Origin of the sequence: Microbulbifer sp. SH-1 (assembly GCF_011326135.1) — a bacterium.
GTDB classification, from domain to species: Bacteria; Pseudomonadota; Gammaproteobacteria; order Pseudomonadales; family Cellvibrionaceae; genus Microbulbifer; species Microbulbifer harenosus.
The window spans coordinates 4255547-4280187 of the sequence record NZ_CP046948.1 but is presented as its reverse complement, the minus strand read 5'-3'; the positions used below and the strand labels follow the sequence as shown (position 1 = coordinate 4280187).

Annotated in this window: 15 protein-coding genes; 5 read left to right on the top strand and 10 right to left on the bottom strand. The window is 60.7% G+C overall.

What is annotated here, in order from left to right:
- Window positions 1-75: 75 nt before the first annotated feature.
- Genes GNX18_RS17570 through GNX18_RS17560 form a run of 3 tightly spaced genes read right to left on the bottom strand, consistent with a single transcriptional unit; the run spans window position 76 to window position 8084 of the window.
- The gene (locus GNX18_RS17570) at window positions 76-678 is read right to left on the bottom strand and encodes a DUF899 family protein (protein WP_166219825.1); all 603 of its coding nucleotides are present in this window, start codon (window positions 676-678) and stop codon (window positions 76-78) included.
- A 14-nt stretch (window positions 679-692) separates the two neighbouring features.
- Window positions 693-2642, bottom strand: a complete 1950-nt coding sequence (locus tag GNX18_RS17565) for an aconitate hydratase (RefSeq protein WP_166219823.1) — start codon at window positions 2640-2642, stop codon at window positions 693-695.
- Between the two features lie 51 nt (window positions 2643-2693).
- The gene (locus GNX18_RS17560) at window positions 2694-8084 is read right to left on the bottom strand and encodes a DUF748 domain-containing protein (RefSeq protein ID WP_166219821.1); all 5391 of its coding nucleotides are present in this window, start codon (window positions 8082-8084) and stop codon (window positions 2694-2696) included.
- A 419-nt stretch (window positions 8085-8503) separates the two neighbouring features.
- Between GNX18_RS17560 and GNX18_RS17555 the strand changes: the two genes are divergently transcribed.
- Complete coding sequence (locus GNX18_RS17555; RefSeq protein ID WP_166219819.1) at window positions 8504-9814, top strand: NAD(P)/FAD-dependent oxidoreductase; 1311 nt, start codon at window positions 8504-8506, stop codon at window positions 9812-9814.
- A gap of 48 nt (window positions 9815-9862) precedes the next feature.
- Here GNX18_RS17555 and GNX18_RS17550 read toward each other — a convergent pair whose 3' ends face one another.
- Window positions 9863-11971: a hypothetical protein gene (locus GNX18_RS17550; RefSeq protein WP_166219817.1), complete on the bottom strand. Its 2109-nt coding sequence runs from the start codon at window positions 11969-11971 to the stop codon at window positions 9863-9865.
- A gap of 240 nt (window positions 11972-12211) precedes the next feature.
- Window positions 12212-12694: an ABC transporter C-terminal domain-containing protein gene (locus GNX18_RS17545; RefSeq protein ID WP_138235539.1), complete on the bottom strand. Its 483-nt coding sequence runs from the start codon at window positions 12692-12694 to the stop codon at window positions 12212-12214.
- A 755-nt stretch (window positions 12695-13449) separates the two neighbouring features.
- Between GNX18_RS17545 and GNX18_RS17540 the strand changes: the two genes are divergently transcribed.
- The gene (locus GNX18_RS17540) at window positions 13450-13896 is read left to right on the top strand and encodes a CBS domain-containing protein (protein WP_240914077.1); all 447 of its coding nucleotides are present in this window, start codon (window positions 13450-13452) and stop codon (window positions 13894-13896) included.
- Here the strand turns inward: GNX18_RS17540 and GNX18_RS19730 are convergent.
- The gene (locus tag GNX18_RS19730; RefSeq protein WP_166219815.1) at window positions 13893-16010 is read right to left on the bottom strand and encodes an SLC13 family permease; all 2118 of its coding nucleotides are present in this window, start codon (window positions 16008-16010) and stop codon (window positions 13893-13895) included. The two genes, GNX18_RS17540 and GNX18_RS19730, sit on opposite strands and share 4 nt — an antisense overlap.
- Before the next feature lie 188 nt (window positions 16011-16198).
- On the opposite strand from GNX18_RS19730, the gene mepA reads away from it, so the two are divergent.
- Window positions 16199-17113, top strand: coding sequence for a penicillin-insensitive murein endopeptidase (mepA, locus tag GNX18_RS17530; RefSeq protein WP_166219813.1), 915 nt, complete (start codon window positions 16199-16201; stop codon window positions 17111-17113).
- A 41-nt stretch (window positions 17114-17154) separates the two neighbouring features.
- Window positions 17155-18159 (top strand): D-alanine--D-alanine ligase, encoded by a 1005-nt coding sequence (locus tag GNX18_RS17525; protein ID WP_166219811.1) that lies wholly within the window; start codon window positions 17155-17157, stop codon window positions 18157-18159.
- A gap of 11 nt (window positions 18160-18170) precedes the next feature.
- Here GNX18_RS17525 and GNX18_RS17520 read toward each other — a convergent pair whose 3' ends face one another.
- Window positions 18171-18761: an HNH endonuclease gene (locus GNX18_RS17520; protein WP_166219809.1), complete on the bottom strand. Its 591-nt coding sequence runs from the start codon at window positions 18759-18761 to the stop codon at window positions 18171-18173.
- 771 nt (window positions 18762-19532) lie between these two features.
- Here GNX18_RS17520 and GNX18_RS17515 point away from each other — a divergent pair.
- The gene (locus GNX18_RS17515) at window positions 19533-21125 is read left to right on the top strand and encodes a PQQ-dependent sugar dehydrogenase (RefSeq protein WP_240914076.1); all 1593 of its coding nucleotides are present in this window, start codon (window positions 19533-19535) and stop codon (window positions 21123-21125) included.
- An 88-nt stretch (window positions 21126-21213) separates the two neighbouring features.
- Here the strand turns inward: GNX18_RS17515 and GNX18_RS17510 are convergent, their stop codons facing one another.
- The 3 genes from GNX18_RS17510 to GNX18_RS17500 are packed head-to-tail and all read right to left on the bottom strand — an operon-like array spanning window position 21214 to window position 24631.
- Window positions 21214-21762 carry a response regulator transcription factor gene (locus GNX18_RS17510; RefSeq protein ID WP_166219807.1) on the bottom strand — a complete coding sequence of 183 codons (549 nt, stop codon included), beginning with the start codon at window positions 21760-21762 and terminating at the stop codon, window positions 21214-21216.
- Window positions 21759-23063 carry a sensor histidine kinase KdpD gene (locus GNX18_RS17505; protein WP_166219805.1) on the bottom strand — a complete coding sequence of 435 codons (1305 nt, stop codon included), beginning with the start codon at window positions 23061-23063 and terminating at the stop codon, window positions 21759-21761. The genes GNX18_RS17510 and GNX18_RS17505 overlap by 4 nt, the downstream gene beginning before the upstream one ends.
- Window positions 23064-23095: 32 nt before the next feature.
- On the bottom strand, window positions 23096-24631 hold the full coding sequence (locus tag GNX18_RS17500) for a PepSY-associated TM helix domain-containing protein (RefSeq protein ID WP_166219803.1): 1536 nt from the start codon (window positions 24629-24631) through the stop codon (window positions 23096-23098).
- Window positions 24632-24641: the final 10 nt, after the last annotated feature.

Here is a 24641-nt window from a genome sequence, read left to right as displayed (position 1 = left end):
ATTCTGGCGCGTAATTATACAAGGTTCGCTACTCAGGCATACACACTCAGGTGATATACCGCTCGATGCCGGACCCTATTCGACGAGATTTTCCCCACCGTCATCCATTTTTTTGGGGCGCTGCCAGTAATTGAATTGCGGTGTCCACGAGTCCCCGTTTAGGCCCGCCATATTCAGCAGATCCCACATGACACAATAATTGTCACCGGGGCCAAACACACTGGCATTTTTGCGGAAGACGTTCTCGCCCTTGCGCTCGTAAACCACTGCGCCTGGCATGTTGCCGCCGCCCGCCATCACGCTCTGCTGCTCGATATAGTCACCGCCCCCGTGGCTCGCGAGGCGGAAGCGCCAGCCGCGGCTGTTGGCGAAGCGGCGTTGTACTTCCGGCGAATCTTTCGAAACCAACACGACCGACATGGCCGATTCCAGGTGCGGCAGAAGACCATTGAAACCATCCGCCCATAGTGTGCAGTAACGACAGCCCTGCCCCATATTGTGAATAACAAGCAATGTGTCGTGCTCGCCGAACAGGTCTCGCAGGTGGACTTCACCATCCAGAGTTTTGAAGGTGTAGTCAGGAATTTCTTCGCCCGCGGACTGTTTCTGAAGCGCCGCCAGTTTATTCTTGAGTTCGCCGATCTGCTGTTGTAGCGCCGTTATTTCGTGATTGCTCATATTCGCTGACTCCGCTAATTAATAAGGTGCTCTTTTCGTACTTGATTGATCAGGCCGCCGGCAATGACGGTGGACACCTCTTCCTCGCTCATGTTGTGGGTCACCTTCAGGATTTCACCGCCGGCCAGCTGCACCACTATTTGATTCCCCTGTTTCAGCTGCGCGGGAAAATCATTCACCGCCAGTACATCGCCCTGATTTAATCGCACCAGATCCTCCGGTTTGGCGAACAGCAGCGGTACTATGCCGAAGTTGATCAGGTTGCGGCGGTGGATACGTGCCATGGAGACGGCAATTACGGCGCGCACGCCAAGATAGCGCGGTGCGATGGCGGCGTGTTCGCGGCTGGAACCCTGGCCGTAATTTTCCCCGCCGATGACGAAGCTATCGCCAGCGTGTTGTGTTGCCCTCTGGTAGAACGTCTCGTCGATGCGGGAAAAGGTATAGTGGCTGATCGCGGGAATATTCGAGCGCAGCGGCAATATCTCGGCGCCGGCGGGAAGAATTTCATCGGTGGATACATTGTTGCCGGCTTTCAACAAAATCGGCCCTGTGATGGTTTCCGCCAGCGCTTCGAATTCGGGCAGCGGCTGGATATTGGGGCCTTTTATCAGTTCGATTTCCACCGGTACTTCTTTGGAAAAATCCCGCGGCGGCTGCATGAGCGGGCGCATGTCCTGAAGTGTTTCTGGTTCGTGAAATTCGGGGTACTCCATGTCCATATCCCGCGGATCGGTGATAGTTCCGCTGAGCGCACTTGCGGTGGCCGTTTCCGGACTGCACAGGTAGACCTGATCCTCCGGCGTGCCGGAACGGCCGGGGAAGTTGCGCGGCACCGTGCGCAGGCTGATGCGGCCGCTGGCCGGCGCCTGGCCCATGCCAATGCAGCCGTTGCACCCGGTCTGGTGCAGGCGCGCGCCCGCTTGCAGCAGGCGGTTCAGGTCGCCGTTGCGGCTGATTTCTTCCAGCAACTGGCGGCTGCTCGGGTTGATGTCTAGCGATACCTGTTCGGGTATGCGGCGCCCGTCCACCATTTTTGCCGGCACCACAAAGTCCCGCAGACCGGGATTGGCGGAAGAACCAATATAGCTCTGATAGATCGGTTTGCCGGCAACCGAACGCACCGTGACTACCTTGCCGGGGCTCGATGGGCAGGCGATCAAGGGTTCCAACTTGGAGAGATCCAGGCTGTCGCGCTGATCATAGCCCGCACCCTGTTCCGCTTTCATTTCCACGTAATCCTGCTCGCGCCCCTGCTGACGGAGAAAATTTTTCACCTGCTCATCCGCGGGGAAAACACTGGCGGTCGCGCCCATTTCCTGGCCCATGTTGGCGATTACATGGCGGTCCATGGCGGTGAGGCTGGCGAGCCCCGGGCCGTAGTACTCGAAGATTTTATTCACACCGCCCTTTACATCGTAACGGCGCAGCATTTCCAGAATCACATCCTTGGCGCTCACCCAGGGCGGCAACGTGCCGGTAACTTCCACGCCGATGATTTCCGGCATGGTGAGGGAAAACGGCATGCCCGCCATGGCGAGCGCCACCTGCAGGCCGCCGGCGCCCATGGCCAACATGCCCATGGAACCCGCCGCGCAGGTGTGGCTGTCGGAACCCAGCAGGGTTTTGCCTGGTATACCGAAACAGGCCATATGCACCGCGTGGCTGATGCCGTTGCCAGGGCGGGAGAACCACAATCCCCATTTGCGCGCAGCGCTCTGCAGGAATAAATGATCGTCGGCATTCTTGAAATCCGCCTGGATCATGTTGTGATCCACATACTGAGCCGACAGCTCGGTTTTGACCTTCGCCAATCCAAGCGCTTCAAACTCCAGCATGACCATGGTACCTGTGGCATCCTGGCACAGGGTCTGGTCGATTTTGAGGTTAACCGCTTCGCCCGCCTGCATGCGGCCGCTGACGAGATGCTGCTCGATCAGCTGCTGGGTGAGATTCCTTGCCATAAATGCCTCGCTGCTGTTTCTTTATTACGCCGCATTGCGACGTGACACGCTTCAGTTGGAGAATTCCACTCTGGGCGCACCGGAATCGCTGCCGATAAAGTCCGGCGCGCACTGGATAAAGTCGTCCTGATTGAGTCCGGCTTCAATCAGAAACCGCTGCACGTGGCGGCTGCGACGATTGCCAAGTTGCATTAGCTCCTCGCGAAGTCCCCGCGGCGGGTTGTGGTACAACTCTCTGCGCTGCTCGCGGCTTACGCGCGCGGCATTGACTTCGAGGGGGAACATAACTTCCATATCCTGCGCGGTTGCCACGGCGCAGATGCCCGGGCGCGCTTGCGGGTTATCGCGCAGTTTTTCGATCATGCCGTTAAGGCTCGCTTTCGCCGATTCACTCAGCACATCGCTGCCCGGCGCAAACTCGAGGTCGGAGAAACTCACGGCGCGGAACCTGGCCCACGCGAGTTTCGCCAGGCTGTAGAAACCCACCGGGGTGAAGTAGGCGAACAGCGCTTCAAGAATGGCGCGTTGCAACAGTTCGCTGAAAATGAAACTGAAATTGAACTTGGGATCATAGAGATCGCCGGACACCGGCATCTCGAAACGCACATCGCCGTTACCGTCTTTCAGTAGTGCCAGAGCCAGGCTCAGCGGTATGATGCTTCGTTTCACATTCAGCTGGTCGCTGTCGCGCACCCGGCGTACCCGGATGCGCTCGAGTTTCATTTTTGCCAGCGCATCGACCTGGTTGTTGTCTACCCGGATGTCCACCAGTGCGTCCAGCTGGCCCTGCAGGATCTTGTAACCGAGCAGTGCGGCGATATACGGGGTTGCCGGAATCAGGTTGGCGCCATCCACATAGCCTAGCAAACCCGCGTCCCAGTGGTTGTTCTCCAGCAGATTGATCTGCCCGGCCAGATGCATCTCACTAAAGCCACCTGGCCGCCCATTCAGTATCACCAGTGCCGGTGGGTCCTGGTGATAATTGCTGAGCCCGCGCAGCAAAAGATTGATACGGCGCAGTGGTAATTTGGCTTCCTGATCGCGGGCGTTGTCGAGCCACAGGAAGCGCCCGCGATTCACAGTGACCTGGTTTATGCGGTAGAGAAACCGGTTGGCTTTTCTTGCGATATCCCCGCGTACATATTTGTGGTGGCCGGGTGGCGGCGTTTCGCTGCGCAGGCGTTCCCAGGCACCGAAATCACCCTCGCGTCCGCGCGCCAGGATGCTGCGAGGCCGGATCATATCAATGGCGTCGATATTGAGGATTCGATCTCCGGGAAAATATTCAAACTGATTCACCTGCAGCAGCTCGATTTCCGTATTCCATTGATGATTGACGAACTCCTGCGCCCGCTCGCTGCGGCGAAACAACTTGCTGTCGGCAATTTCCAGGTACAGCAGGCGAATTACGTCTTTGGCCACGGTGAGCGCACGCGCATCGGCATACCCGGTTTCCAGCAGGCGGTCGCCCTTTCTTCCCAGCACAATCAGTTGATCCACGCGCGCCTGCGCCAACTCCAGTCTGCGCTCGGCAAAATTGAAGTGACCGGTGGTCAGCAGTTCCTGTGCGTTGACGCAATGGTCAACACCATTGATGTAGCCATCCGGGATACAGCTGCTGAGATTCTTCAACCGCAGGTTTTCGCCAATCAGCTCTCGGGCGCCGAACCCCAGCTGCGCCGCTTCGATGTTTTCTATTTGCAGCAGGTCCGCCGGCAGCCCTGCGGGGTAGTCTGCCTGTGTTATCCGCAACCCTTCGATACGGACATCGCGAAAGTAGCGCTGTGATGCGCCGCGCGGTAGATCGCCCAGCGTCACTTTGTGTTCGCCAGCAACGGTAATGCGGCCCACTTCATAGCACGGCGCTAGAGGTTTCTCGCCCAGTTTCATCGGGCTGAGGCAACCGCTGAGTCCCGACAATTCCCCCTGCTGCAGCTCCAGGGTCCCGGCGGAGAATGCCAGGCTGTCCAACCCTAAACGGTTGAACGCGAGACGCTGGCGTTCCCCCTGACTCAGGGCAAAATCCTCCACCAGCAGCTGGCCGTTGAGGCGCAGGGCTTCGCCCAATGCCAGGGTTTGTGGACCGGCCACCTGCAGTTGACCGATGGCGACGCAGACAGGGTCGCGATTGATCTCGCCCGGGGTCGCTGGCAGACACCCATATAAATCCCTGGCAAACAGATCTTCCACCCGCAACCGTGCGCCGCCGGGCCAGCCCAGGGACCGCCACTCAAGTTGCGCGAGGCGCAAGCTTGGCGTTTTCCCGCGCGCCGGTACCAGTTTCAGGTCGGCCGCCTGCAGCGGGCCAAGACGGATGCGATCAGCACCCGTCTGGCCACTGCCCAGAAGCACCAGATTGTCGCCACTCAAGTGCAACTGCCCGGACGACAGGCAACCGCCCCAGCGGGCACTGGTGTTTCCACCCGCCGCGAGCCAGTCGTTGAGACCGCAGCCGTTTATGGCGTCGAGACGCAGGTTGTGCAGGTTCAGCTGCACGGGATTACTGCCCGCAGCGCCGTGCTGCACCACCCCCAGCGTTTCGATACGCAGGCGTCCCAGGGTCAGCTGTGCCGGGTCGGCCAACGCGCGGTGCAGTGTCAGCTGAGTGGCGGCAATACCACCGCCTTCGGATTGCAGCCCTTCGGCGCGCGCGCAGCGCGGCAACCGGCGCTCCGGGTCCCCGGTCTCAGGCCAGCACAGCGCCAGTTTTTCTGCCTGCAGCTGCTGCAATGTCCAATCGGCGCGGGCGCCAGGTGTGCGCGGAAGGCTGACCTGCAGGGCCTTGCCAGCGAGCTGGTCGATTTCCGCGGTGAACTGGTTTTTGCCGCCGCTCAGGGAGAAGTGCGCCAGCGCGAGATCATTGAGGTCCGCAGTGAAATGGCCGGGTGCGTAGTCCAGCGCAAAGCGCGCGCCGGTGCGCAGCGACGTCGCATCCACGCAGCGCCCGGGACTCAGGCAGAAGGCGGCCCTATCCAGCGCGGCACCTGGCAGCTGCAGGCGCGCGCGCGTCGGCGGAGACTGCAGGCGGATATCCGCCTGCGGCAGTTTGAGCTGTGCCACTTCGAGCAGTGGTTCGCCACTGGCGCTGGTGATATCCGCGTTGGCGAGGGTCAATTCCGCGGCGCTGAACCCCAGGCGGAAACCGCTGGCTTTTTTGCTTTCGCTTTTGCCGTCGATGCGCTGTTCCAGCGTCAACCGCAGAGGCTGCTGCTGGCGCAGCTGGTGCACCGCAAAACATTCCGGGCGCCGCTCTCCGCCGCTGGCGAGCAGCACTTGCCACGATGTGGGCAAACAGCCATCCAGGCTGATAAGCGACAGGGAGGCGAGTTCCAGTTCGGTTTCGCGCACACGGTGGGATTTGCCGATGGCGGCGCGGGCTGCGGCGTCTGCCGCCGCGCGCGCGGCTTTCAGCTCCGCTGGCGACTGGCCTTTCTCCGCGCCGTCGGCATCGTCCGCTGGCGCCTGCTCCGCCTCTCCCCACCAGTGGGCATCGCCGCTGGCGAAATACTCCCCCGGCTGCAGTGCCTGGCGGCGCATGTGGAAGAAGCCATTGCCGGTGTGCAGTTCGTTGAGGGCGAGACCGGTCTGCTGCGCCGGGTCCGCGCTCAGGTGATCCGACAGCAACATGCTCGCCAGTTGCAGTTCACCCAGCACCAGATAGGGGGATTCCTTCAGGTCGAGAATAAAATCGCCGCGCCCTGCCAGTTTCCACAGGCGCGCGCACAGGGGAGATATCCTTTGTGGCAGCCAGCCGTCGGGTACACAGCCCGCGAGGCGTTCGAGCGCGAAATCCTCCAGTAGATAGCGCCGCTCATCGGGCGCCATTTCCGCACGCGCCCAGCGGAATCGACTGAGTAGAAAGGCGGTGGCGTCGCCCTCGCGCATCTGGAATTTGGCCAGCTGCAGAGGCCCACTTTCCAGTTGCCAGGATTGCACCGGCCGGTTGTCCGCGGCAACGCGGCGCGGGAACTGCAGCGCGAAATTTTCCGGCAGCTTCAGCTCGGCTACAGTCACACAGTAATCGTTGCGTCCCCACAGATCCCCGGGCACACAGCCCGCCGCGCCGTCCAGCACCAGCTGTTCCAGTTCCAGGCGGCGCCGGTTGTTTGCGTAGGTCAGGGCACCGAGCCGCAGGCCATGGGTGTTGAGCGCCTTCGGGTGCGGGCGCGGCGCCTCCATATCCAGCACAGTGCCCTGATCCAGGCTCGCTTCCGCCAGTGTCACGCGCAAGCCATCGCGCCATGCAAACTGCGTGGGCTGAGGCAGGCGCAGGCTACCGGCATTCACGCAGTAGTGATGCTTGTCGCTGCGCAGACCACTCGGGCACCAGGAGAAACCGCTGGCACCGGCACTCTTCCAATTGAGGGATTTCTGCTCGCGCTGGAAGTCAAAATCGTTAATGGCGATGGACTGCGCGTGCCAGTTGGGGTGGCGGCGGTTGTTGTAGCGCAGGCGCACTTCCTGGCCATTGATACGATGCCAGGTGATTTCCGACTGTTTGCCAAAACTGAAATTCGTGGGGCCGCGTATCTGCAGCCGCCGCGCGCTGGCGCAATGGCCGATGATGCGCCGCAATCCCGGCGCCGCCTCTGCCCAGCGCTCCGGCGGACAGCCGGCAAATTTGCGCGCAAAGGCCTCCGCAATCGTAAGCTGGTTGCCCGGGCGCTCGAAGCGGATGTCATCGGTCTTGAGCCGCACCAGTGCCACCGTGGGATTTTCTCCCGGTGTGCGGAACATATCCCCCTCCCCCGGTTCCTGGGCCCGTGCGCCCGCGGATGCTGGCGACGTTTTTTGGGGCTGCTCGTCCCAGGCGAGCAGGTTATCCAACGCGAGATCGTCGGCACCGATGGCAAAACGCAGCGGCTCCTGCGCCTCGCGGAAGCCACTGACAAAAAAGTCATCCAGCTCCAGCTGCCCCATACGCACGCAGGTGGGGGTTTCCCACTGGGGCTTGTGCTGGTAGCAGACCACGCCGTTGCGCACCCGCACAGCAGTCAGGTCCACCCGCCAGTTAGTGGGCTTTACCTCCCCTTCGCGCAAGCGCCAGCCGCCGATCTCCCATACCCGCCCGCGTTCGCCCGGCGCCGATTCGAGATCCATGTAGACGTCTTCGAGCTCCACCAGTTTTACGTGTATGTTTCCACGCAACAGTTGCAACCAGCTGAGTCCAAGCGTGGCTTCACCCACCTGGAAACCGCGATCGGATTTGTTGCGCACCTGTACACCGCGCAAGTGAGCACGCAGGCTTGGCAGTGAGATTTCCATATGCTCGATCCGCGCTTCCAGGCCGCGCTCGTGTAGCCAGCGCTGCACCGCGCCGGGCAGTAACGTGGCGACAAAGAAATTCAGCGCGCCAATTAACAGCAACAGGAATACCAGCAGCCATAGCAGGCGGCGGGATCCTCTGAATTCGGCGGATTCTTTTTCTGACGATGTGGACATCTAAGCTCGACGCACAGGAAGTTTCGCGCGCAAATGGCATTTCAGTACGGTCTGCGCACCTCCTACAGTAAAGACCAGCCGTCACCGGTGAGCTGTCGCGCCAGTGTTCATCGCGCAATTTTTGCAGTACTCCCAGCGCCTGTTGCGTTCTGAACGCCCCGGTCTGACGCCATACGCCTCACCGGGATCCCCTGCCCCCGCCCGAGCCGGGTTGCTACGGAGACCATTTCTCCTGTAACCATTCTTTGATTGCGAAATGCCGCCGGCGCGGTAATATTCGCCGCTAACATCCGCGGCTCAGCCGAAGGCCGCGAGCGGAACACGTCAAAAAGCAGAACCGTAAGGTCATTACAGAGCGCGAGCCGCAGCAGCGGACGGGAAGAGCACAGAATTTTTTTAGCTCTACAGGAATCTCTGTCATGAAAAAAATCGTCATTGTCGGCGGCGGCGCCGGCGGGCTGCAGCTCGCCACCAGCCTCGGGCGCCATTTCTCCTTCAACCGTTTTCACCGTCGCAATAAATCCCCCGCGGCGGAAGTCACCCTGATCGACCGCAACCGCACCCACATCTGGAAGCCGCTGCTGCATCAGGTGGCCACCGGCGCGCTGGATTCCAGTCTCGATGCTCTCAACTATCAGGTGCACGCCCGCGCCAACGGTTTCCAATTCGAGCTGGGCAGCCTGAAGGGACTGAACCGTGCAGCGAAAACCATCGAACTCGCGGAAGTTAGCGGCGAAGACGGCAAACCACTGGTGCCGACGCGCGAACTGGAATACGACTATCTGGTAATTGCGCTGGGCAGCCAGAGCAATGACTTCAACACCCCCGGGGTGCGCGACAACTGCCTGTTTCTCGACAGCGCGGAGCAAGCGCAGAGATTCCACAACAAACTGCTGGACCGCTTCCTGCAGCTGGAAAACCGCGTGCGCGACAAGGTGGAGATTGCCATTGTTGGCGGCGGCGCCACCGGCGTGGAACTGGCGGCGGAACTGGTGGACGCGGTACACGAGATGGGCCATTACGGGCGCATCAAGAACGGCGACCTCAAGGTGACATTGATCGAAGCCGGGCCGCACCTGCTACCGGCCCTGCCGCCGCGCCTCGGCAACAGCTCCGCCAAGGAACTCAGCAACCTGGGTGTGCGCGTACTGACCGGTACCCAGGTGGCGGAAGCCACCGCAACAGGCTTTGCCACCAAAGACGGCGAAGTGATTCCCGCGGATATTCGTGTGTGGGCGGCGGGGGTGAAGGCGCCGGATTTTCTCCAGCAACTGGACGGTCTGACGCTGAACCGCCAGAACCAGATCGAAGTGGAGGCGACCCTGCGCAGCAAGAGCGATCCGGATATTTTTGCCCTTGGCGATTGCGCCGGCTGCCTGGATGCACAGGAGCACAAGGTACCGCCGCGGGCCCAGTCGGCGCAGCAGATGGCAAAGACCGCGCGCGACAATCTGATCAGCCTGGTGGAAACACCGGAAGCACCGCTGCAGCAGTTTACCTACAAAGACCGGGGTTCTCTGGTTTCGCTGTCCAAGTTCGATGCGGTGGGCAGCCTGATGGGCGGGCTGGTAAAAGGCAGTCTCACTATTGAAGGGCGCCTCGCCGGCCTCGCCTACCGCTCGCTGTACCGCATGCACTTGGCGGCCCTGCACGGCTGGCCCAAGGCCATGCTGCTCTACCTGATCGGGCAGGCAAACCGCTTCGTCAAGCCGCGCCTGAAAATGCACTGATCCAGGCCGTCGCGCTGAAGCACCCGCTCCAGCGCGACGTTCCCTTGTTCAATACACTGCTTCCGGTACATCGCCGGGCCGGATCACCACCGGGCCACCGAGATTCACTCCCGGCGCCTTCCACACCTCCGCCCAGCGGAACTTCCACTCCAGCGGCCAGCTCCTCGCGCACAAGGTCCCGCCCTCCGCAAAGCGGTAATTGATACACGGCAGATACACATCGGTGATGCCGATTTCCGTGTACGCCGGCTGGCGATAGCCGTAGTGGTCGACAAGGTAGCGCAGACCGTCGTCCAGCGGCAGGTACTGCCAGCGCAGATGCAGCAGCGTATTGGTGGTGCCGGTAAAGCCCTCGCCCTCGCGATACCAGTCGAGCAACTGGCCATTGGCGCCATAGACACGGGTAACCGTGAGCAGACTCTGGCGCTCGCCGGCTCTGTTGAATGTGGCGACGACGGTCTCCCGCAGTTGACCGCGGCTGTTGTAGAGGTAGTCGGTCACCTCACTGGCATTGGTGGTGCCGCTGGCGTCGCTGTCCAGTTCCATCTTCACCTGCCTCAGCAACGCGTCGCTGCGGTAGCGGTAGGTGAAGGTGCGACGGGAATCTATCCGCCCGTCTGCGTTCGCATCGAAGGACCACGTCTGCTCGCGCAACAAGCCGCTGCTCAGATACACAAATTCGTAGGTGTTTTCACGGTCCACCTCACCGTCGCCGTTGTCGTCGAAGCGCAGTATCTCCTTCAACAGGCGCCCGCTGGCACTGTAGCGGTAGCCGACCTCAATACGCGCATCCACCACACCATCCACGGCAATGGTTACGCCATTGTCGAGAGTATCCACCTGTTCCAGTAGACGCCCGGCGTTGTTGTAGCCGAATTCGAAAATCCGGCGGCGCTCGATGAGACCATCGGCGTCGAGATCCGTTTCCTCCTCCCGCACTTCCAGCAATCCGCGGTCGTCGTAAAAGCTGCGCACACGAAAGATGGTGTCGAGTATGCCATCAACGGCGGCGTCGACGCCGGTGCCCACACTGCTGTCCTGCTCGAATGTGAACAGTGAATTATTCCCGCCATCGTCGTATTCAAACAGATAGCGGCGGCGCTCGCTCACTTCCAACTGGCCGTCTTCCTCAAGAACTTCCACCAGGAATCCGCGCCCGCTGTAGAAGTTTTCGGAGCGGTAGAAATATTCTACGCTGCCGTTCTCGTCGATGTCGGTTTCCCGCAGCATGATTGTACGGCGGCCCAGACCGTCGTATTCGAGCACTACGCGCTCGCGCCAGAAGTCGGTGTTGTCCGGCTCCAGGGTGAAACGAATGTCCCGCGGCAGGCCGAGGCTGTTGTACTTCCACCGCACTTCCTGCTCGATGCTGCCGTCGTCGTTGAAGTCGCGGGTCTCCCTGATCGGCACGTGCACCGGCACCACTATGCCGAGCGCATCGTAGAGGTACAGCAGTGGCGCATCGAGCGGCACCTGATATTTGATGGCAAACGCGCTTTTGATGGCGGGCAGGGAATCCACACCGCGACGAAAGGGAAAGGCGTAAAGATCGTAGGCAAAGTCCACCTGGTAATCGGAGAGATCCCGGTTCCAGTCGGTAAGGTCGATGCCGTTTGTCGCATCCTGGTCGCGGTCGAGCGTGAGCAGCAGCAACATCCTGTTCGACACGAGATCCAGTGCATTCACCCGCTGGTGGTCTTCCAGCGCCACTCGCAGGTCCAGTTCCGATGTCAGTGGCGCGCTGTCCGCCAGTTCAAACAGACTGAGTTCCGGCGCTCCCGGCGCGCTACCAAAGTCGATATCGCCGAGGGTAAATCGCACCTCTTCGCCCTTCCGGTAGCGAAAGGTACCGCTGGCATCGGTGAGGCCGGAAAAACTCGGCGTCTCGTAGTACAGGCCCTGGATACTGCCGGCGAGAATGCCGGTCAGCTCCGGCCCACTGCCAACCCCGCCACCACTGCTGGACCCAGAGCTTGATCCGCCACTGCTCGAGCTGCCGCTGCCGAGCGCACGGTCAGTACCGGTCCTGCCGGAACCACAGCCGCCGAGCGCAAGCAACAGGCACAGGAGAAACACGAGGTTGAACGCGGCGCGCATGCACCGGCAACAAGGCAGGAAAAAATGGCCGATACCCGGTAAAGCTAACCTCACTGGCACAAGGTACTCCTTGTTGACGCACTTCAACGTGGAACTCGCAGCTGAGCGTTTATGGCTGCAGGCTCGAGACTCCGAAAAGTATTGTTGAAATGCTTTACACGCGTTTACCGGCTAGCGCGGGAATATTCCGATTGGCGTAAATCGAGCGGCATTGCCTGAAAAAGTGGCACCAGAAAAACAAAAAGCCCCCGGTAGCTGGGACTACCGGGGGCTTTTTTATACGTCAGTGCGCAGGTGGAGTCAGATTTTCCAGCTCTGCACCTTGTCCAGGCCGTGCTCGGCAACCCACTGGTTCAGTTGTTTGGGGTTGCGCTTTTTCTTTTCGATGGTGGCGTTGGTATAGGGGTTGCGGTAGTGACCGGTCTCCAGCTTGGGCTCCGCCGGCTTGGCAGAAGCGGTGGCGCGGCGGCCAGCGCTACGGCGCGGTGCCTCGCCCTCGCGCTTCAGTGTGCGGGCAACGCGGGCCTTAAGGGTACGGATGTAATCCGGCGCATCGTCATTGTTCAGCTGACCAACCAGCCACTCGACGATCTGCTCACCGCGCGCGGAGTACAGCTCCTCCTCTTCCATTTCATATTCCGCCGCCAGATTGACCAACGCCTTGTCGAACGCGATTACGCCCTGCTTCTTGCGCTCGGCCTTGGCCATCTGCTCCTGCAGCTCTTCAATTCTGGCCTGGTGCTCGGCGATTTGCTGTTCGATCTGGTCGTATTCCTGAAACATATATATTGAGCCTCGATATATATAAAAGATTTATGCTTTTGATAGTGTGTTTTAATGAAGAATCACCGGTTTAGCGGTGTTCAATCCCGATAAAATTTCCGCCGGACAGACTTCGCGACTTCCAATCCACCGTCTTGAATCAATCGCGCGCAAGCTGACCCGAAACGCCGTATATCACCCACCTTATTAAGATAGACACAAACGAAATAGTCCAAGCGGAATTCAACAGGCGTCGAACGATGCACGCCAAGCCCTGAGAAATACCACCCAAATTCCGTTATATCGGCACGTCAAGTGCTTGCTGTGTAAAGAAATATCAATTCAAAACAGTGTAAAGCCAACGCTCAGCCCCGGCCATTCGACGATAGACCACCGGTGTTCACCGATATTCCATATCCACGGTTTCCACTTACTGGTAATAATTAAACACTCGACTAAAAACAGCATAAGGCCGACTGTTCAGTTAAATGAAGATCACAAGATATGGCTATAGATAATGCCTGTTTCCGGAAATTCAACCCGGGCCCGGATGCCAAATCCAGACCGCCGCGTTACAAGGCCCCAGCATATGAGACCTCCGGCCAGGCGCTGCGCATAATACTGACTTGTTTATGAATAGCCAACAGGGCGAATAATTTTTTATTTAGCAGATATTGATTCGACCTCGTTCTATTCTTGTTGAACCCGTTGCCGGAACGGCGCGCTGCCCGGCAACAGAACATCGAGATGCAATCCGTTAGGGAGTACCGAGGCTTATGGCAAAAATACGGGATATCCACCGTATGCCCACACTGGCGGCGTTAATGACGCCATTTCCCTACCATATCGACATCGACGCCCCCATTGAGGCCGCGGAGGCGCTGATGGAGGAACACCGCGTCCACCACCTGCCGGTCACCCGCGAGGGCGACCTGGAAACCGTCATTTCCCAGGGCGACATAGACCGCGTGCGCTCTCCCGGTCACCGGCTGGAAGAACAACAGCTCTATGTGCGCGACGTCTGCGCCCGTCGCCCCTACATTGCCGACCTCCACGACCCCCTCGACAAGATCCTGCTGGCCATGGCGGAGACAGGGATAGGTTCGGTGCTGGTGATGAAAGAAGGCGAGCTTGCGGGGATAGTCACGGTCACCGATGCACTGCGCTTCTGCGGAAAATATCTTGCGGACCTGGCGGCGGCACCGGACGACGATGTGGCCTAGAGGGGCCAGACCCACAACAGCATCGGTACCGATACCGCGATAACCAGCAGTTCCATCGGCAATCCCATCGGCCAGTAATCCCCAAACCTGAACCCGCCCGGGCCCAGAATCAGCGTGTTGTTCTGATGGCCGACTGGTGTCAGGAAGGCACAGGAGGCTCCGATGGCCACCGCCATCAGGAAACTGTCCGGATTCACGTCGAGTTGCCCCGCCGCACTGAGCGCGATTGCGCACATCACCGCCGCCGTCGCCGCGTTATTCATAAAATCCGACAGGGTCATGGTCACCACCAGTATTAGCACCAGCGCCACCACCGGCTGCCCCTGCGCCACATTGTCCAGCATCGATTTGGCCACCACGTCGGCGGCGCCGCTGGAATCCATCACCTCCGCCACCGCAATCAGCGCCCCCAGCAGCACAATCACCGATCCATCCACCGACTCATACACATGTCGCAGCGGAACCACCTTCAGCGCCATATAGGCCAGCACACAGGTGGCGAAGGAAATGGCCGCCGGCAGCAGACCAAACGCCGCCCCCGCCACCGCCAGTGCCATCGCAATGAGCGCTACATACGCCTTTTCCTTATTGGGAATGGTGATGTCCCGCTGCGCCAGAGGCACGCACCGCTGTTCGTTGGCGAAGTTGCGCAGGTTTTCCTCGGTACCCATCATCAGCAACGCATCGCCACCGGTCAGCGGTGTGGAACGCAGGCGCTTGACCGAGCGACGTCCCTGGCGCGACAGCGCCAACAGGTTGATTTCATAGCGGCCGGCAAGCCGCAGATTTTCCGCGGTGCGCCCGATCAGATATGAGTCCGGCAGCACGACCATTTCCCGCAGCACCATCTCGGCGCGATCGCGGGCGCGCTTCTCCTCCGCCTCTTTTCTCTCCTGTCCGCGCTTTGTCTCTCCCACTTCAGCGGCGCTCTTCGCTCTCTCTTCCGCGCGCCCCAGCTCGGGAGGTATATCCACGGTACCCGGACCGACGAGTTCACGAGGGGCACCAGAGTCGTTGGTCGCTGGCGTGGGGGGCTTGTCGGCGGTCCCGCCGGCACTGGCGCCGCTGCTTTCCCGCGCCCCCGGTGTATCCTCGCTGTTTTTATCCTTGCCGTTTTTGTCCTTTCCGTTTTTGTCCTTTCCGTTTTTGTCCTTGCCGTTTTTGTCCTCGCCGTTTTTGTCTTTTTCGCTCTTTTCCTTTCCGTCCTTGTCTCTGTCCGTTTTTTCCGTGTCCGCCGCCAGCGTCAACCCCAGGCTCGAAAGGACCGCCGACAGGGCTTCCGGCTCGGATTCAATCACCAGCAAATCCCCCGCGCGCACCCTGAGCCCCGGCATGGCGGTTGAGACCCGCGCATTGTTGTGTACGAGGCCAATTACCTGTGCATCCTCGTCGCCGATCATTTTCACGAGCTCCGCCAGCGATTTGCCGATGGCGGCGCTCTTTTCCCCTACCAGCGCCTCGGTAAGATAGGTGCCCGTTTCAAAGGTATTCGCTCCCACCTGGGTGCGCGCCGGTACCAGGCGCCAGCCGATCAGTGCCACGAACAACACCCCCACCAGCGCCACCACCAAACCCACCGGCGTGAAATCGAACATGCCGTAGCTGCCCGCACCAGCATTGGCGCGGAAGCCGGATACGATCAGATTTGGCGGTGTGCCGATCAGGGTGGTCATCCCCCCGAGAATGGTGCCAAAGGACAGCGGCATCAGCACCTTGCCCGGCGGCAGTTCATAGCGATCAGCCATATCCGTGGCCACCGGCATCAACAGCGCCATGGCGCCGACATTGTTCATGAAGCCAGACATACCGGCGCCGAGCGCCGTGAGCGAGGCAATGGCCAGTGTGACACCACCGCGCCTGGGGACGACTTTCTGCGCCAGTGCGTCCATCGCGCCGGTACTCTGCAGCCCGCGGCTCAGGATCAGCACACAGGCGACGGTGACAACGGCGGGATGGCCAAAACCGCTGAATGCCGCTTCCGGTTCGATCAGCCCGGTGAACACGCAGGCCAGCAGGGAAGCCAGCGCCACCATGTCGTGTCGCCAGGGCCCCCAGATAAAGAGCACGATGGTGACGGCAATAATCGCGAGAATTACGATCTGGTCGAGGGTCATAGAATGGCAGGATTCCGCGGCTTGTTTCGCCCGCGGGAGTTCAGCGGGTCAATCACAAACATAGTGGATTTGTGCCGGGGCAATATTCGTGAATCTGCATGAAAGCGGATCGTTCGACAGAAGTCGCCGGCGGAACTTCTATAATTCTCCGGGCACAAAAACACTAACCGACACAATCGCAGTACATCATGTCGCCAATCAGCATTTCAGTAACGCCCCATTCACTCGCCGCCCGATTCCTTTGCCTGGCGCTGTTCAGCGCACTGCTTGTGGGTAGCGCGGCTCCAGCTCTGGCCAAGAATCCGTGGGAGGCGATAAAGCGCCCGTCAAACCAGTTACCCGAAAGTATCGGCAGCTACAGCAATGGTTGCCTGAGTGGCGCGGAGAAGATGCCGCTGCGGGGGGAGGGTTTCCAACTGGTGCGCACCGGGCGCAACCGCCACTACGGCAGCCCCTACCTGGTGGAGTTCCTCAAGGACTTTTCCAACGCGGTGGCAGAAAACGGGCTAGGCCGCCTGCAGATCGGCGACATGTCGATGGCCCGCGGCGGCCCGTTCAGCAGCGGCCACGCCAGCCATCAGATGGGATTGGACGCGGATATCTGGTTCTCCCAGGACAAGCGTGCTGCGGAGCGCCCGCTGACCGCATGGGAACGGGACAACATATCCGCCACCCCCATCGCCGACGACCGCAAACACATTCTGTTGAAACGGAATTGGGATCCGCGTATTCCCGGCATTCTGCGCATTGCCTCCGAGGACCCACGTGTCGCGCGAATCTTCGTGCACCCTACCATCAAGCGGAAAATGTGCGATATTGCCGGTAACGACAACGAGTGGCTGCGCAAAGTGCGCCCCTGGTGGGGGCACAACTATCATTTTCATGTGCGCCTGAACTGCCCGCCGGGAGACAGCAGCTGTGTGCCGCAGCCCAAAGTGAGTGGCAAACCCTGTGAAGGCGGCCTGGACTGGTGGTTTAGCGATGAGTTTTACGCCATCCTGAACGGCACTGCGCCGGCAAAACCAAAACCGGAGAAACCGCCGAAAAAGCCTGAAATGCCGGCACAATGTGCGCAGGTACTCTCCGCACCGGCGGCGCCCTGACAAATAGACCGATTGATAAGAATTCGACGGATGAGAGCCCGATGAGCCAACAGAATGATATCCAGGTACTGCTGATCTGCGGCGGTGGCGGCAGCGAACACGATGTATCCCTGCGCACCGCGGATTTCATCCAGCGCGAGCTGGCGAAATCACCAGGCATCCAGCTCACCCGGGTCACCATGGACAGCGCCGGCCGGCTGCAGGATGCCGAAGGTACCCTGCGTGAGTTGCGCTCGGACAAGCTGCTCTACAGCGCCAGTGGCGCCGCGCAGCCGGTGGATTACGTCATCCCCGCCATTCACGGCTATCCGGGTGAAACCGGCGATCTGCAGTCGCAGCTGGAGATACTCGGCCTGCCCTATTACGGCTGCGGTCCCGAGGCCAGCAAGATCTGCTTCAACAAGATCACCACCAAACTGTGGCTCAGCGCGCTCGGTATCGACAATACCCCTTACCAGTTCCTCTGCGCCAACACCGCGGAGGAAACCGCCAAGGCCCACGACGCGCTCAAGCTGTGGGGCGAGGTGTTTGTAAAAGCATCCAACCAGGGTTCCTCTGTGGGTTGCTACAAGGTGAGCGACGAAGCCGCGCTGGAAAGCGCATTGCAGGAAGCCTTTACCCTGTCCCCCTATGTGCTGGTGGAAAAATGCCTCAAGGTGCGCGAACTGGAAGTCGCGGCCTACACCTATGAGGGAGAGCTGGTGATTACCGCGCCCGGCGAAGTCTGCGCGCCGTCAGATACCTTCTACAGCTACGATGAAAAATACGCGGAGGGCAGCCGCGCGCTGACTCATGTGGTGGCGGAGGGGCTGTCTGAAGCCCAGCTGGGCTGGATTGACGCGGCATCGCGGCGGGCCTTTGTCGGCCTGCAACTGGAAGACCTGTCGCGGATTGATTTCTTCCTCACCGAGAGCGGCGAAATCTATCTGAACGAAGTCAACACCTTTCCCGGGATGACGCCCATTTCCATGTTCCCGAAAATGTTGCAGAACCACGGGCACGACTTCTGCGCCTACCTCACCGCACTGATCCGCCGTGCGGTGTGAGACCGCAGCGGTCAACCCGCTTTCGGCAGCCCGTCTGCCAATAGCCACCCCACCTGCCGCGGCCGGGAAAACTGGCCGCGCAGAAACTCCATCTGGTCGCCGCGAATTCGCACACTGTTGATTAGCGCCAGGTACTCCGCCGCATTGGGTACAAACGGCAGCGCCAGCAACTCCATATCAATATCCTGCAACAGCCGGTTTCCCTTGTGCTGATTGCAGCGCCGGCAGGCAGTAACTACATTCTCCCAGGCATCGCGCCCCCCTTTGGACACCGGGTGTACATGGTCCCGGGTCAGTTCGCGCAGCGGAAACCAGCTGCCGCAGTAGAGGCAGGTGTGTTCGTCTCTTGCAAACAGAGCGCGGTTGGTGAGCGGAGGGCGATTGCGTGGGCGCGCCATGCGCTCGCCACCGCAGGCGATGATCGCAGCGAGATCCAGCCGCGAGCGCTCACCACTGCGGTTGACGCCGCCGCGCACCGTCTGCACCACACCGCCAAGGGTCCAGGTGACCAGATCGCGCACATACAGACAGGCGGCCTCCTCCCAACTCAACCACTCCAACGGCTGTCCTGCGAGATTCAATCTCAGGATTTGTGCTTGCATGTGTTCACCTCCGATATTGGCATACTCCGAAAACCACAGAGCCCCGAAGGAATTCCGGCGCGGTTCTGGTGGCGGAGCAGGAAAAGGCGTTGAAACAGGGACAGGGACTGGAGCGGGAAATAACGGCGGATAAAGCGGGAAAATGCGGTGGCGCGAGAGAAACTGGGGAAAAGAGACGAAATCTGGAAGCGATGAAGGCTTGACCACCAATGATGCCAGGGTGGCTGCGTAACAAACGAATACAGCAGTAGATTACTGAATGCTTTATCCTCCGCGGCCACAATTTTTGGACCGTCTTGTGCTGATTAAAGCGGAGGTTTGTTACGATTTCCAGACAGCCGGCAGAATGTGGTGCAGATCTTTGGTGCAGAACGGCAAAGTGTCACGATCGGCACCAATTACAGGATGTGCTAAATGAGGGAGAACGCGCGGGAGTGGCAGAATGGAATCGGCGGCCGGAGGGGGAATTTGCAGCGCCCCAAATGTAAAACACCGCTTGAGCAGTCCAGCCCAAGCGGTGCGTCTCACAGGATGGTGCCCAAATCCATTCAGGCTGGCAGCGCGGTCTCCAATCCTTGGGAACCTGTCCTTGCCGCCGGTGCAATCCGTTATCCGTCCTTGCAATTACATTATGGTCGCTGGAGAAAATTCGGGTAGTGGGAAAGTGCTGAACTTGATGTAAGAGATGTCTTACATACATGTGACTGGCGTCACACTTTTCTTGGAAAGGGATTCGGGGGAGCGGTGTCGTGTGTCGCAACTGGTACTGCTGTGCGACATTTAGCGGCCTACTATAGTTACTTTTGTTACGAGATCAAGACGATTGTGAGAGCCTCGTCGAAAAGCGCGCTAACTTTTTATTTCCTGGCAGCATTTGCCGCCATCAGCATTGTTTTACTGGTGGCGGCGGTCGTCGCTGGCCTGATTCCCGGTGTCAATCTGCCCTGGGGTCAGTTGCTGGGCGCGCATACCGATGACAAGACGGTGCGGCACCAGTTGCAGTTGGCACCGGGTTATCGTCTGGATCTCTACAGCGACGAAGTACCCAACGCGCGTTTTATGGCGGTAACCCGCAACGGCGACCTGCTGGTTTCACAGCCCAGGCTCGGACAGGTGAGCCTACTGCTGGCGGATCGCAATGGCGATGGCAAGGCCGACGGCCAGCGGGTACTGATCGATGGCCTGCAGCGTCCCCACGGTCTGGCACTGTTTGAGGACTGGCTGTACATCGCCGAAAGCAATGGTGTCGGCCGCGCGCTATTCGACCACTCCGACGGACGCATCGCCGGTCGCTATCAGAAGATCGTGACCGGGCTGGCGGATACCGGAAACCACTGGACCAAGACCATCGGCATGGGGCCGGATGGCTGGATGTACCTCTCCAGCGGCTCCACCTGCAATGTGTGCAAAGAGGAAGACCCGCACCGCGCTGCCATCATGCGCTTTCGCCCGGACGGCAGTCAGTTCGAGATTTACGCCACGGGGCTGCGCAACAGTGTGGGATTCGACTGGTCGCCGAAAGACGGTGCCCTCTACGCCACCGACAACGGACGCGACTGGCTGGGAAACGACTTTCCGCCCTGCGAGCTGAACCGTATTGTGCAAGACGGCTTTTACGGCTGGCCCTATGCCAACGGCGACCGCGTACCCGATCCGGATTTTGGCGAGGGGAAAAACTCGGACATCCAGCAGAAAATCGCCGCATCCATCCCCCCGGTATACGAGTTTCGCGCTCACAACGCGCCGCTGGGTATGCGTTTTCTGCGCAGTCCGGAACAGCCGGCGAGATACCGCGATGCCGCGCTGGTGGCACTGCACGGATCCTGGAACCGGGATGTGAAAGACGGCTACAAAGTGGTGGCGCTGCACTGGGACGGCAGCGGCAAGATCCGCGCGGAAGATTTCCTATGGGGATTTCTGGGGGATGACCGCAGTACGGTGTACGGCCGCCCGGTGGATATCGCCGAAGATGCGCGCGGTAATATTTACATCTCCGACGACTACGCCGGCGCAGTGTACCGGGTACAACCGGGCGCGGCGAAACCGGATGCATCCGCCGCACCCGCAGACCAGCGCCCCTCAATCACCGCGCCCAAAAAGCCACTCGCTATAGATGGTGACGCCGCCCGCCAGGGGGCGCAGATTTTCGAGCGACGCAACTGCATCCGCTGCCACCAGCAATTACCGCTGGAAAACCTGAGCCGCAGGTACACGCTCAAACAGCTGGCAGATTACTTTGACACCCCCACACCGCCGATGCCGAACTATGGCTTTAGCAACAGTCAGAAACGGGCGCTGGCGCACTATCTGATGGAGCGGGAGATTCAAGGCGGCGGGCGACAGATCCAGAATTTCCTACCCTGAGTAGGTCATCCCGGCCTTGAGCCGGGATCCAGCTCCACCAAAGCCAAACTCTGGATACCGGCCTGCGCCGGTATGACGATCGCCAGTATTACTGCACTTTCGGCCGCTTCTGCAATTTCCGCTGCAGCGTGCGCCGGTGCATTCCCAGCACCCGGGCAGTGGCGGAAATATTTCCATCATTCTCCGCGAGCACCCGCTGGATATGCTCCCACGCCAGCCGGTTTACCGAAGGTGGCGCACTGGCAATATCCGGCAGCGGCGGCGCTTCATGGCGGGCACCCGAATCCCCGAGCAGCGCCGCCACCAGCTGATCACCGCCCGCGGGTTTGCACAGATAATCGTCCGCACCGAGTTTGATCGCCGCCACCGCCGTGGGGATGCTGGAATAGCCGGTGAGAAGAACGATGCGCGCACGGGGATTCGATGAGCGCAGCGGCGCGATTAGCTCCAGGCCGCTGTCGTGGTGAATTTTCAGGTCCAGCAGCGCGCTGTCGAACCTTTCCCGGGCAATGATACCCTGCGCTTCATCCACATTTGCCGCCACCCGGGTCTCAAAGCCGCGGCGGGACATAGCCCGCTCCAGCATATCCCGGGTGCCGGATTCGTCGTCGACAATCAACAGGCGCGGCTTGTTCACGACAACAATATCTCCCTGGGCTTGGTGGCGAGTGGCAGTTCGATGATGGCCACGGTGCCGGAAAGCCGCTCGCGGGCCTTCAAGGTGAGGCGGCCCCCCAATTGCGCCAGCGCGGTTTTACTCAGAATCAGACCGATACCAAAACCCGTGGGTTCCAGACTGCCGACATTCAGCCCCGCGCCACTATCGGCAATTTCCACAGACAGGCGCTCGCCGTTCCACAGGGCCTTTATGTCCACCGGTGCTTTTTTCCCCGCCGCCAGCGAGGCATCCAGCGCATTATTGAGCAGGTTGATAAGGGTTTGCTCCAGGGTCAGCGGCAGTCGCGCCTCAAGGGTTGCGGGGCCCTGCTGTACCAGTGCAAAACGCGCGTCTGGGCGCAGCAGCTGCCAGCGCTCCAGGCTGCGCTCGAGAAATTTCGCCACCGGCTGGAATTCGTCGCGGCCCTCCGGGTCGCGGGCACGGCTCTTCAACTGCTCCAGTGCCTGCTTGCACAGGCCGACCTGCTGCTGCAGCAGAGCCAGATCCTGCTCGTCGATGTCGTTATCCCGATCGCGCTGGGCCTGCAATTCTTCCACAAGTAATCCAATGGTCTGCAACGGCGAGGCCAGTTCGTGCGCGGTGCCCGCGGCGAGGGTGCCGAGCGACAACACCTGATCCCGCCGCGCCTGCTCCTGCCTCAGTTTGTGCAGGTGGCGGTCGCGCCTGCGCAGGGCTTCCGCCATGCTGTTAACAAATCCCGCAATCAGCAGCGCAGAAAAGGTAAACGTGGCCCACATGCCGATCAGGTGGCGATAGAACTCGCTGCTGGCCGCTGGCATATCGGGCGCTGTGTGGCCGCTGTGACCGCCATCAACACCGGGGAAAAAGATCATCAGTGCGGTGTAGATGGCGATGCTGATGGCGGCCATCAACCAGGCGTAAAGACGCGGCTGGGTGGCGGCGGCGATGGTGAGGGGGACCAGCAGATAGGTGACGAATGGGTTCGCAGCGCCGCCGCTGAAGGCGAGCAGCGGCGGCAGCCACAGCCAGTCCATCAGCAGGTGGCCGAAAAATTCGGCACGACCGACAGCGACACTGCCACGGGCGCGCCAGACGCTGACCAGGGTGGTAATCACCCCCAACAATACAAACACCAGCGCGCCACCGCTCAGCGCATCCGCCAGCCACAGGCTGACCCCGATATAGGCACTAAGCGCCAGGGCGCGCAGTACAGTGAGGCGCCGCAGATTGGTGATGGCGGTTTTATCCCCGGCCTGCGACGGATTCAGTAAAGCAGGCGTCGGCAATTCGGAAGTCACAACGACCGGTCCTCGACAACGAATTCAGCGTTCTATTGTGTCGCCGGCGCGGCATCAGGGCCAGCGCTAACCGGCGGCTGCTCCGGGGCCCTGTCCGTCGCGCGGCCGCGTTTCCTGCGCCCGACCAGCATGAGGCCGCCCAGCACACTGCTCACAAGCAGCACTACCAGGGTGAATACGATCAGCCAGTCCCGCGCCTCGCGGCCGATCAACGGCGCCAGGTGGTTCCACTTGTGCAGCAGGGAAAAAGACAGCCGCTCGGCGCGGTCGATGCCGCGAGTCTGGTCCACCAGCACCCCGGTCACCGGGTCCACAAACAGCATGCGCTTGTCGGTGTCGGCGAGATCGATACGCCACACCGGCAGGCGCTTGTTGCGGAAGTCGTAATCGGGCCCGTAGTGGGTCACCAACTGCATATTCGCGATATCTGCGACTTTGATGCCGGCGTGGCGCGCGGCGAGCCACTGCGCCTGCTCGCGATCACCAAAGCTGCCCAGCACAGCACCGCTGCGCGCATCCACGAACACCGCGCCGACTTCCGCGGGCAGACCGTCAAAGCGCTGGTTGCGACTGACGGGCGCGCCGCTTTGCGCGGGGGCCAGTCCCAACCGATAGAGCGGTGCGCCTTCGGGGCCGGTCACCAGCGACAGGCTGTTGATGGCGCGCCCATCGAGATTCTGCACCCACTGGAAGTCATCGCTCAGGTTGGCGAATCCACCGGCCTGCCCCAGTCGCAGGCCCTGAACCTCGTCCACCAGCGACGACTGCAAAAGGTGGTAGAAACCACTGGTGGACCAGCCCAGCAGCGGCAGCCACAGGGCATAACCGAGCACGCGGTGGTAGCGGCGCTTGCCGTCCTTGATCATGCGGCTTTTCAGGGCGAGCACCAGCGCGAGGCCGGTGGCGGCGAAGGCGGTCAGGGTAAGCATGAACAGCGCAATCAGGATCAGGCGGCCGTATTCCAGGTCATCCAACCAGGCAAAGGTGTGCAGCTGGCGAAAGATGCCCTGCAGCAGCGACTTGCTGCTGTCGCTCATGGAGGCCAGCGCGGCGGTTTCGGTGTGGACGAACAGGGTGAGGTCATCCTCGCCCTGATAGCGTACCCGATACACCGGCAGCAGGCGGTTGACCGAGGGATAGTCGTTGTCGAAGCGGGTCTGCACCTGCACATCGGCGATCTGGTCGTCACTGCGGCCGCTGTAATAGCCCGCCAGCCAGCGCGCCTGCGCGAGATCCCCATCGAGCACTTGATTGCCGTCGTTCAGGCGATAGTAGCGGCGCGGCTCGGTTTCGCTGTCGGTGACCTGCAGCAGTGGTCCGCCTGCGGACGGCACCACTTTAACCACCCTGGCGCCGGCCACGGTACCGGGATCACCGAGCAACTGCGGCAGTCCGGCCAGTTCCCCGGGCTGCAGGCTGACCGACGGCGGGAAGAACTTCGCCGCCTGCGGCCCGAACCAGGCCATCATCGGGTGGCTGATGCCGGACAGCGCCCAGATCAGAATACCCGCCAGCGCCCACCACCCCAGTCGGTTGTGCCACTCAAGCCACTGTTTTTTCAGATTCATCGTTGTTTCT

Coding starts and splice junctions, on each gene's coding strand:
- GNX18_RS17560 (WP_166219821.1), bottom strand. CDS start 8,084: ATGTCCACATCGTCAGAAAAAGAATCCGCCGAATTCAGAGGATCCCGC.
- GNX18_RS17520 (WP_166219809.1), bottom strand. CDS start 18,761: ATGCAAGCACAAATCCTGAGATTGAATCTCGCAGGACAGCCGTTGGAG.
- GNX18_RS17555 (WP_166219819.1), top strand. CDS start 8,504: ATGAAAAAAATCGTCATTGTCGGCGGCGGCGCCGGCGGGCTGCAGCTC.
- GNX18_RS17525 (WP_166219811.1), top strand. CDS start 17,155: ATGAGCCAACAGAATGATATCCAGGTACTGCTGATCTGCGGCGGTGGC.
- mepA (WP_166219813.1), top strand. CDS start 16,199: ATGTCGCCAATCAGCATTTCAGTAACGCCCCATTCACTCGCCGCCCGA.
- GNX18_RS19730 (WP_166219815.1), bottom strand. CDS start 16,010: ATGACCCTCGACCAGATCGTAATTCTCGCGATTATTGCCGTCACCATC.
- GNX18_RS17565 (WP_166219823.1), bottom strand. CDS start 2,642: ATGGCAAGGAATCTCACCCAGCAGCTGATCGAGCAGCATCTCGTCAGC.
- GNX18_RS17500 (WP_166219803.1), bottom strand. CDS start 24,631: ATGAATCTGAAAAAACAGTGGCTTGAGTGGCACAACCGACTGGGGTGG.
- GNX18_RS17545 (WP_138235539.1), bottom strand. CDS start 12,694: ATGTTTCAGGAATACGACCAGATCGAACAGCAAATCGCCGAGCACCAG.
- GNX18_RS17570 (WP_166219825.1), bottom strand. CDS start 678: ATGAGCAATCACGAAATAACGGCGCTACAACAGCAGATCGGCGAACTC.
- GNX18_RS17540 (WP_240914077.1), top strand. CDS start 13,450: ATGGCAAAAATACGGGATATCCACCGTATGCCCACACTGGCGGCGTTA.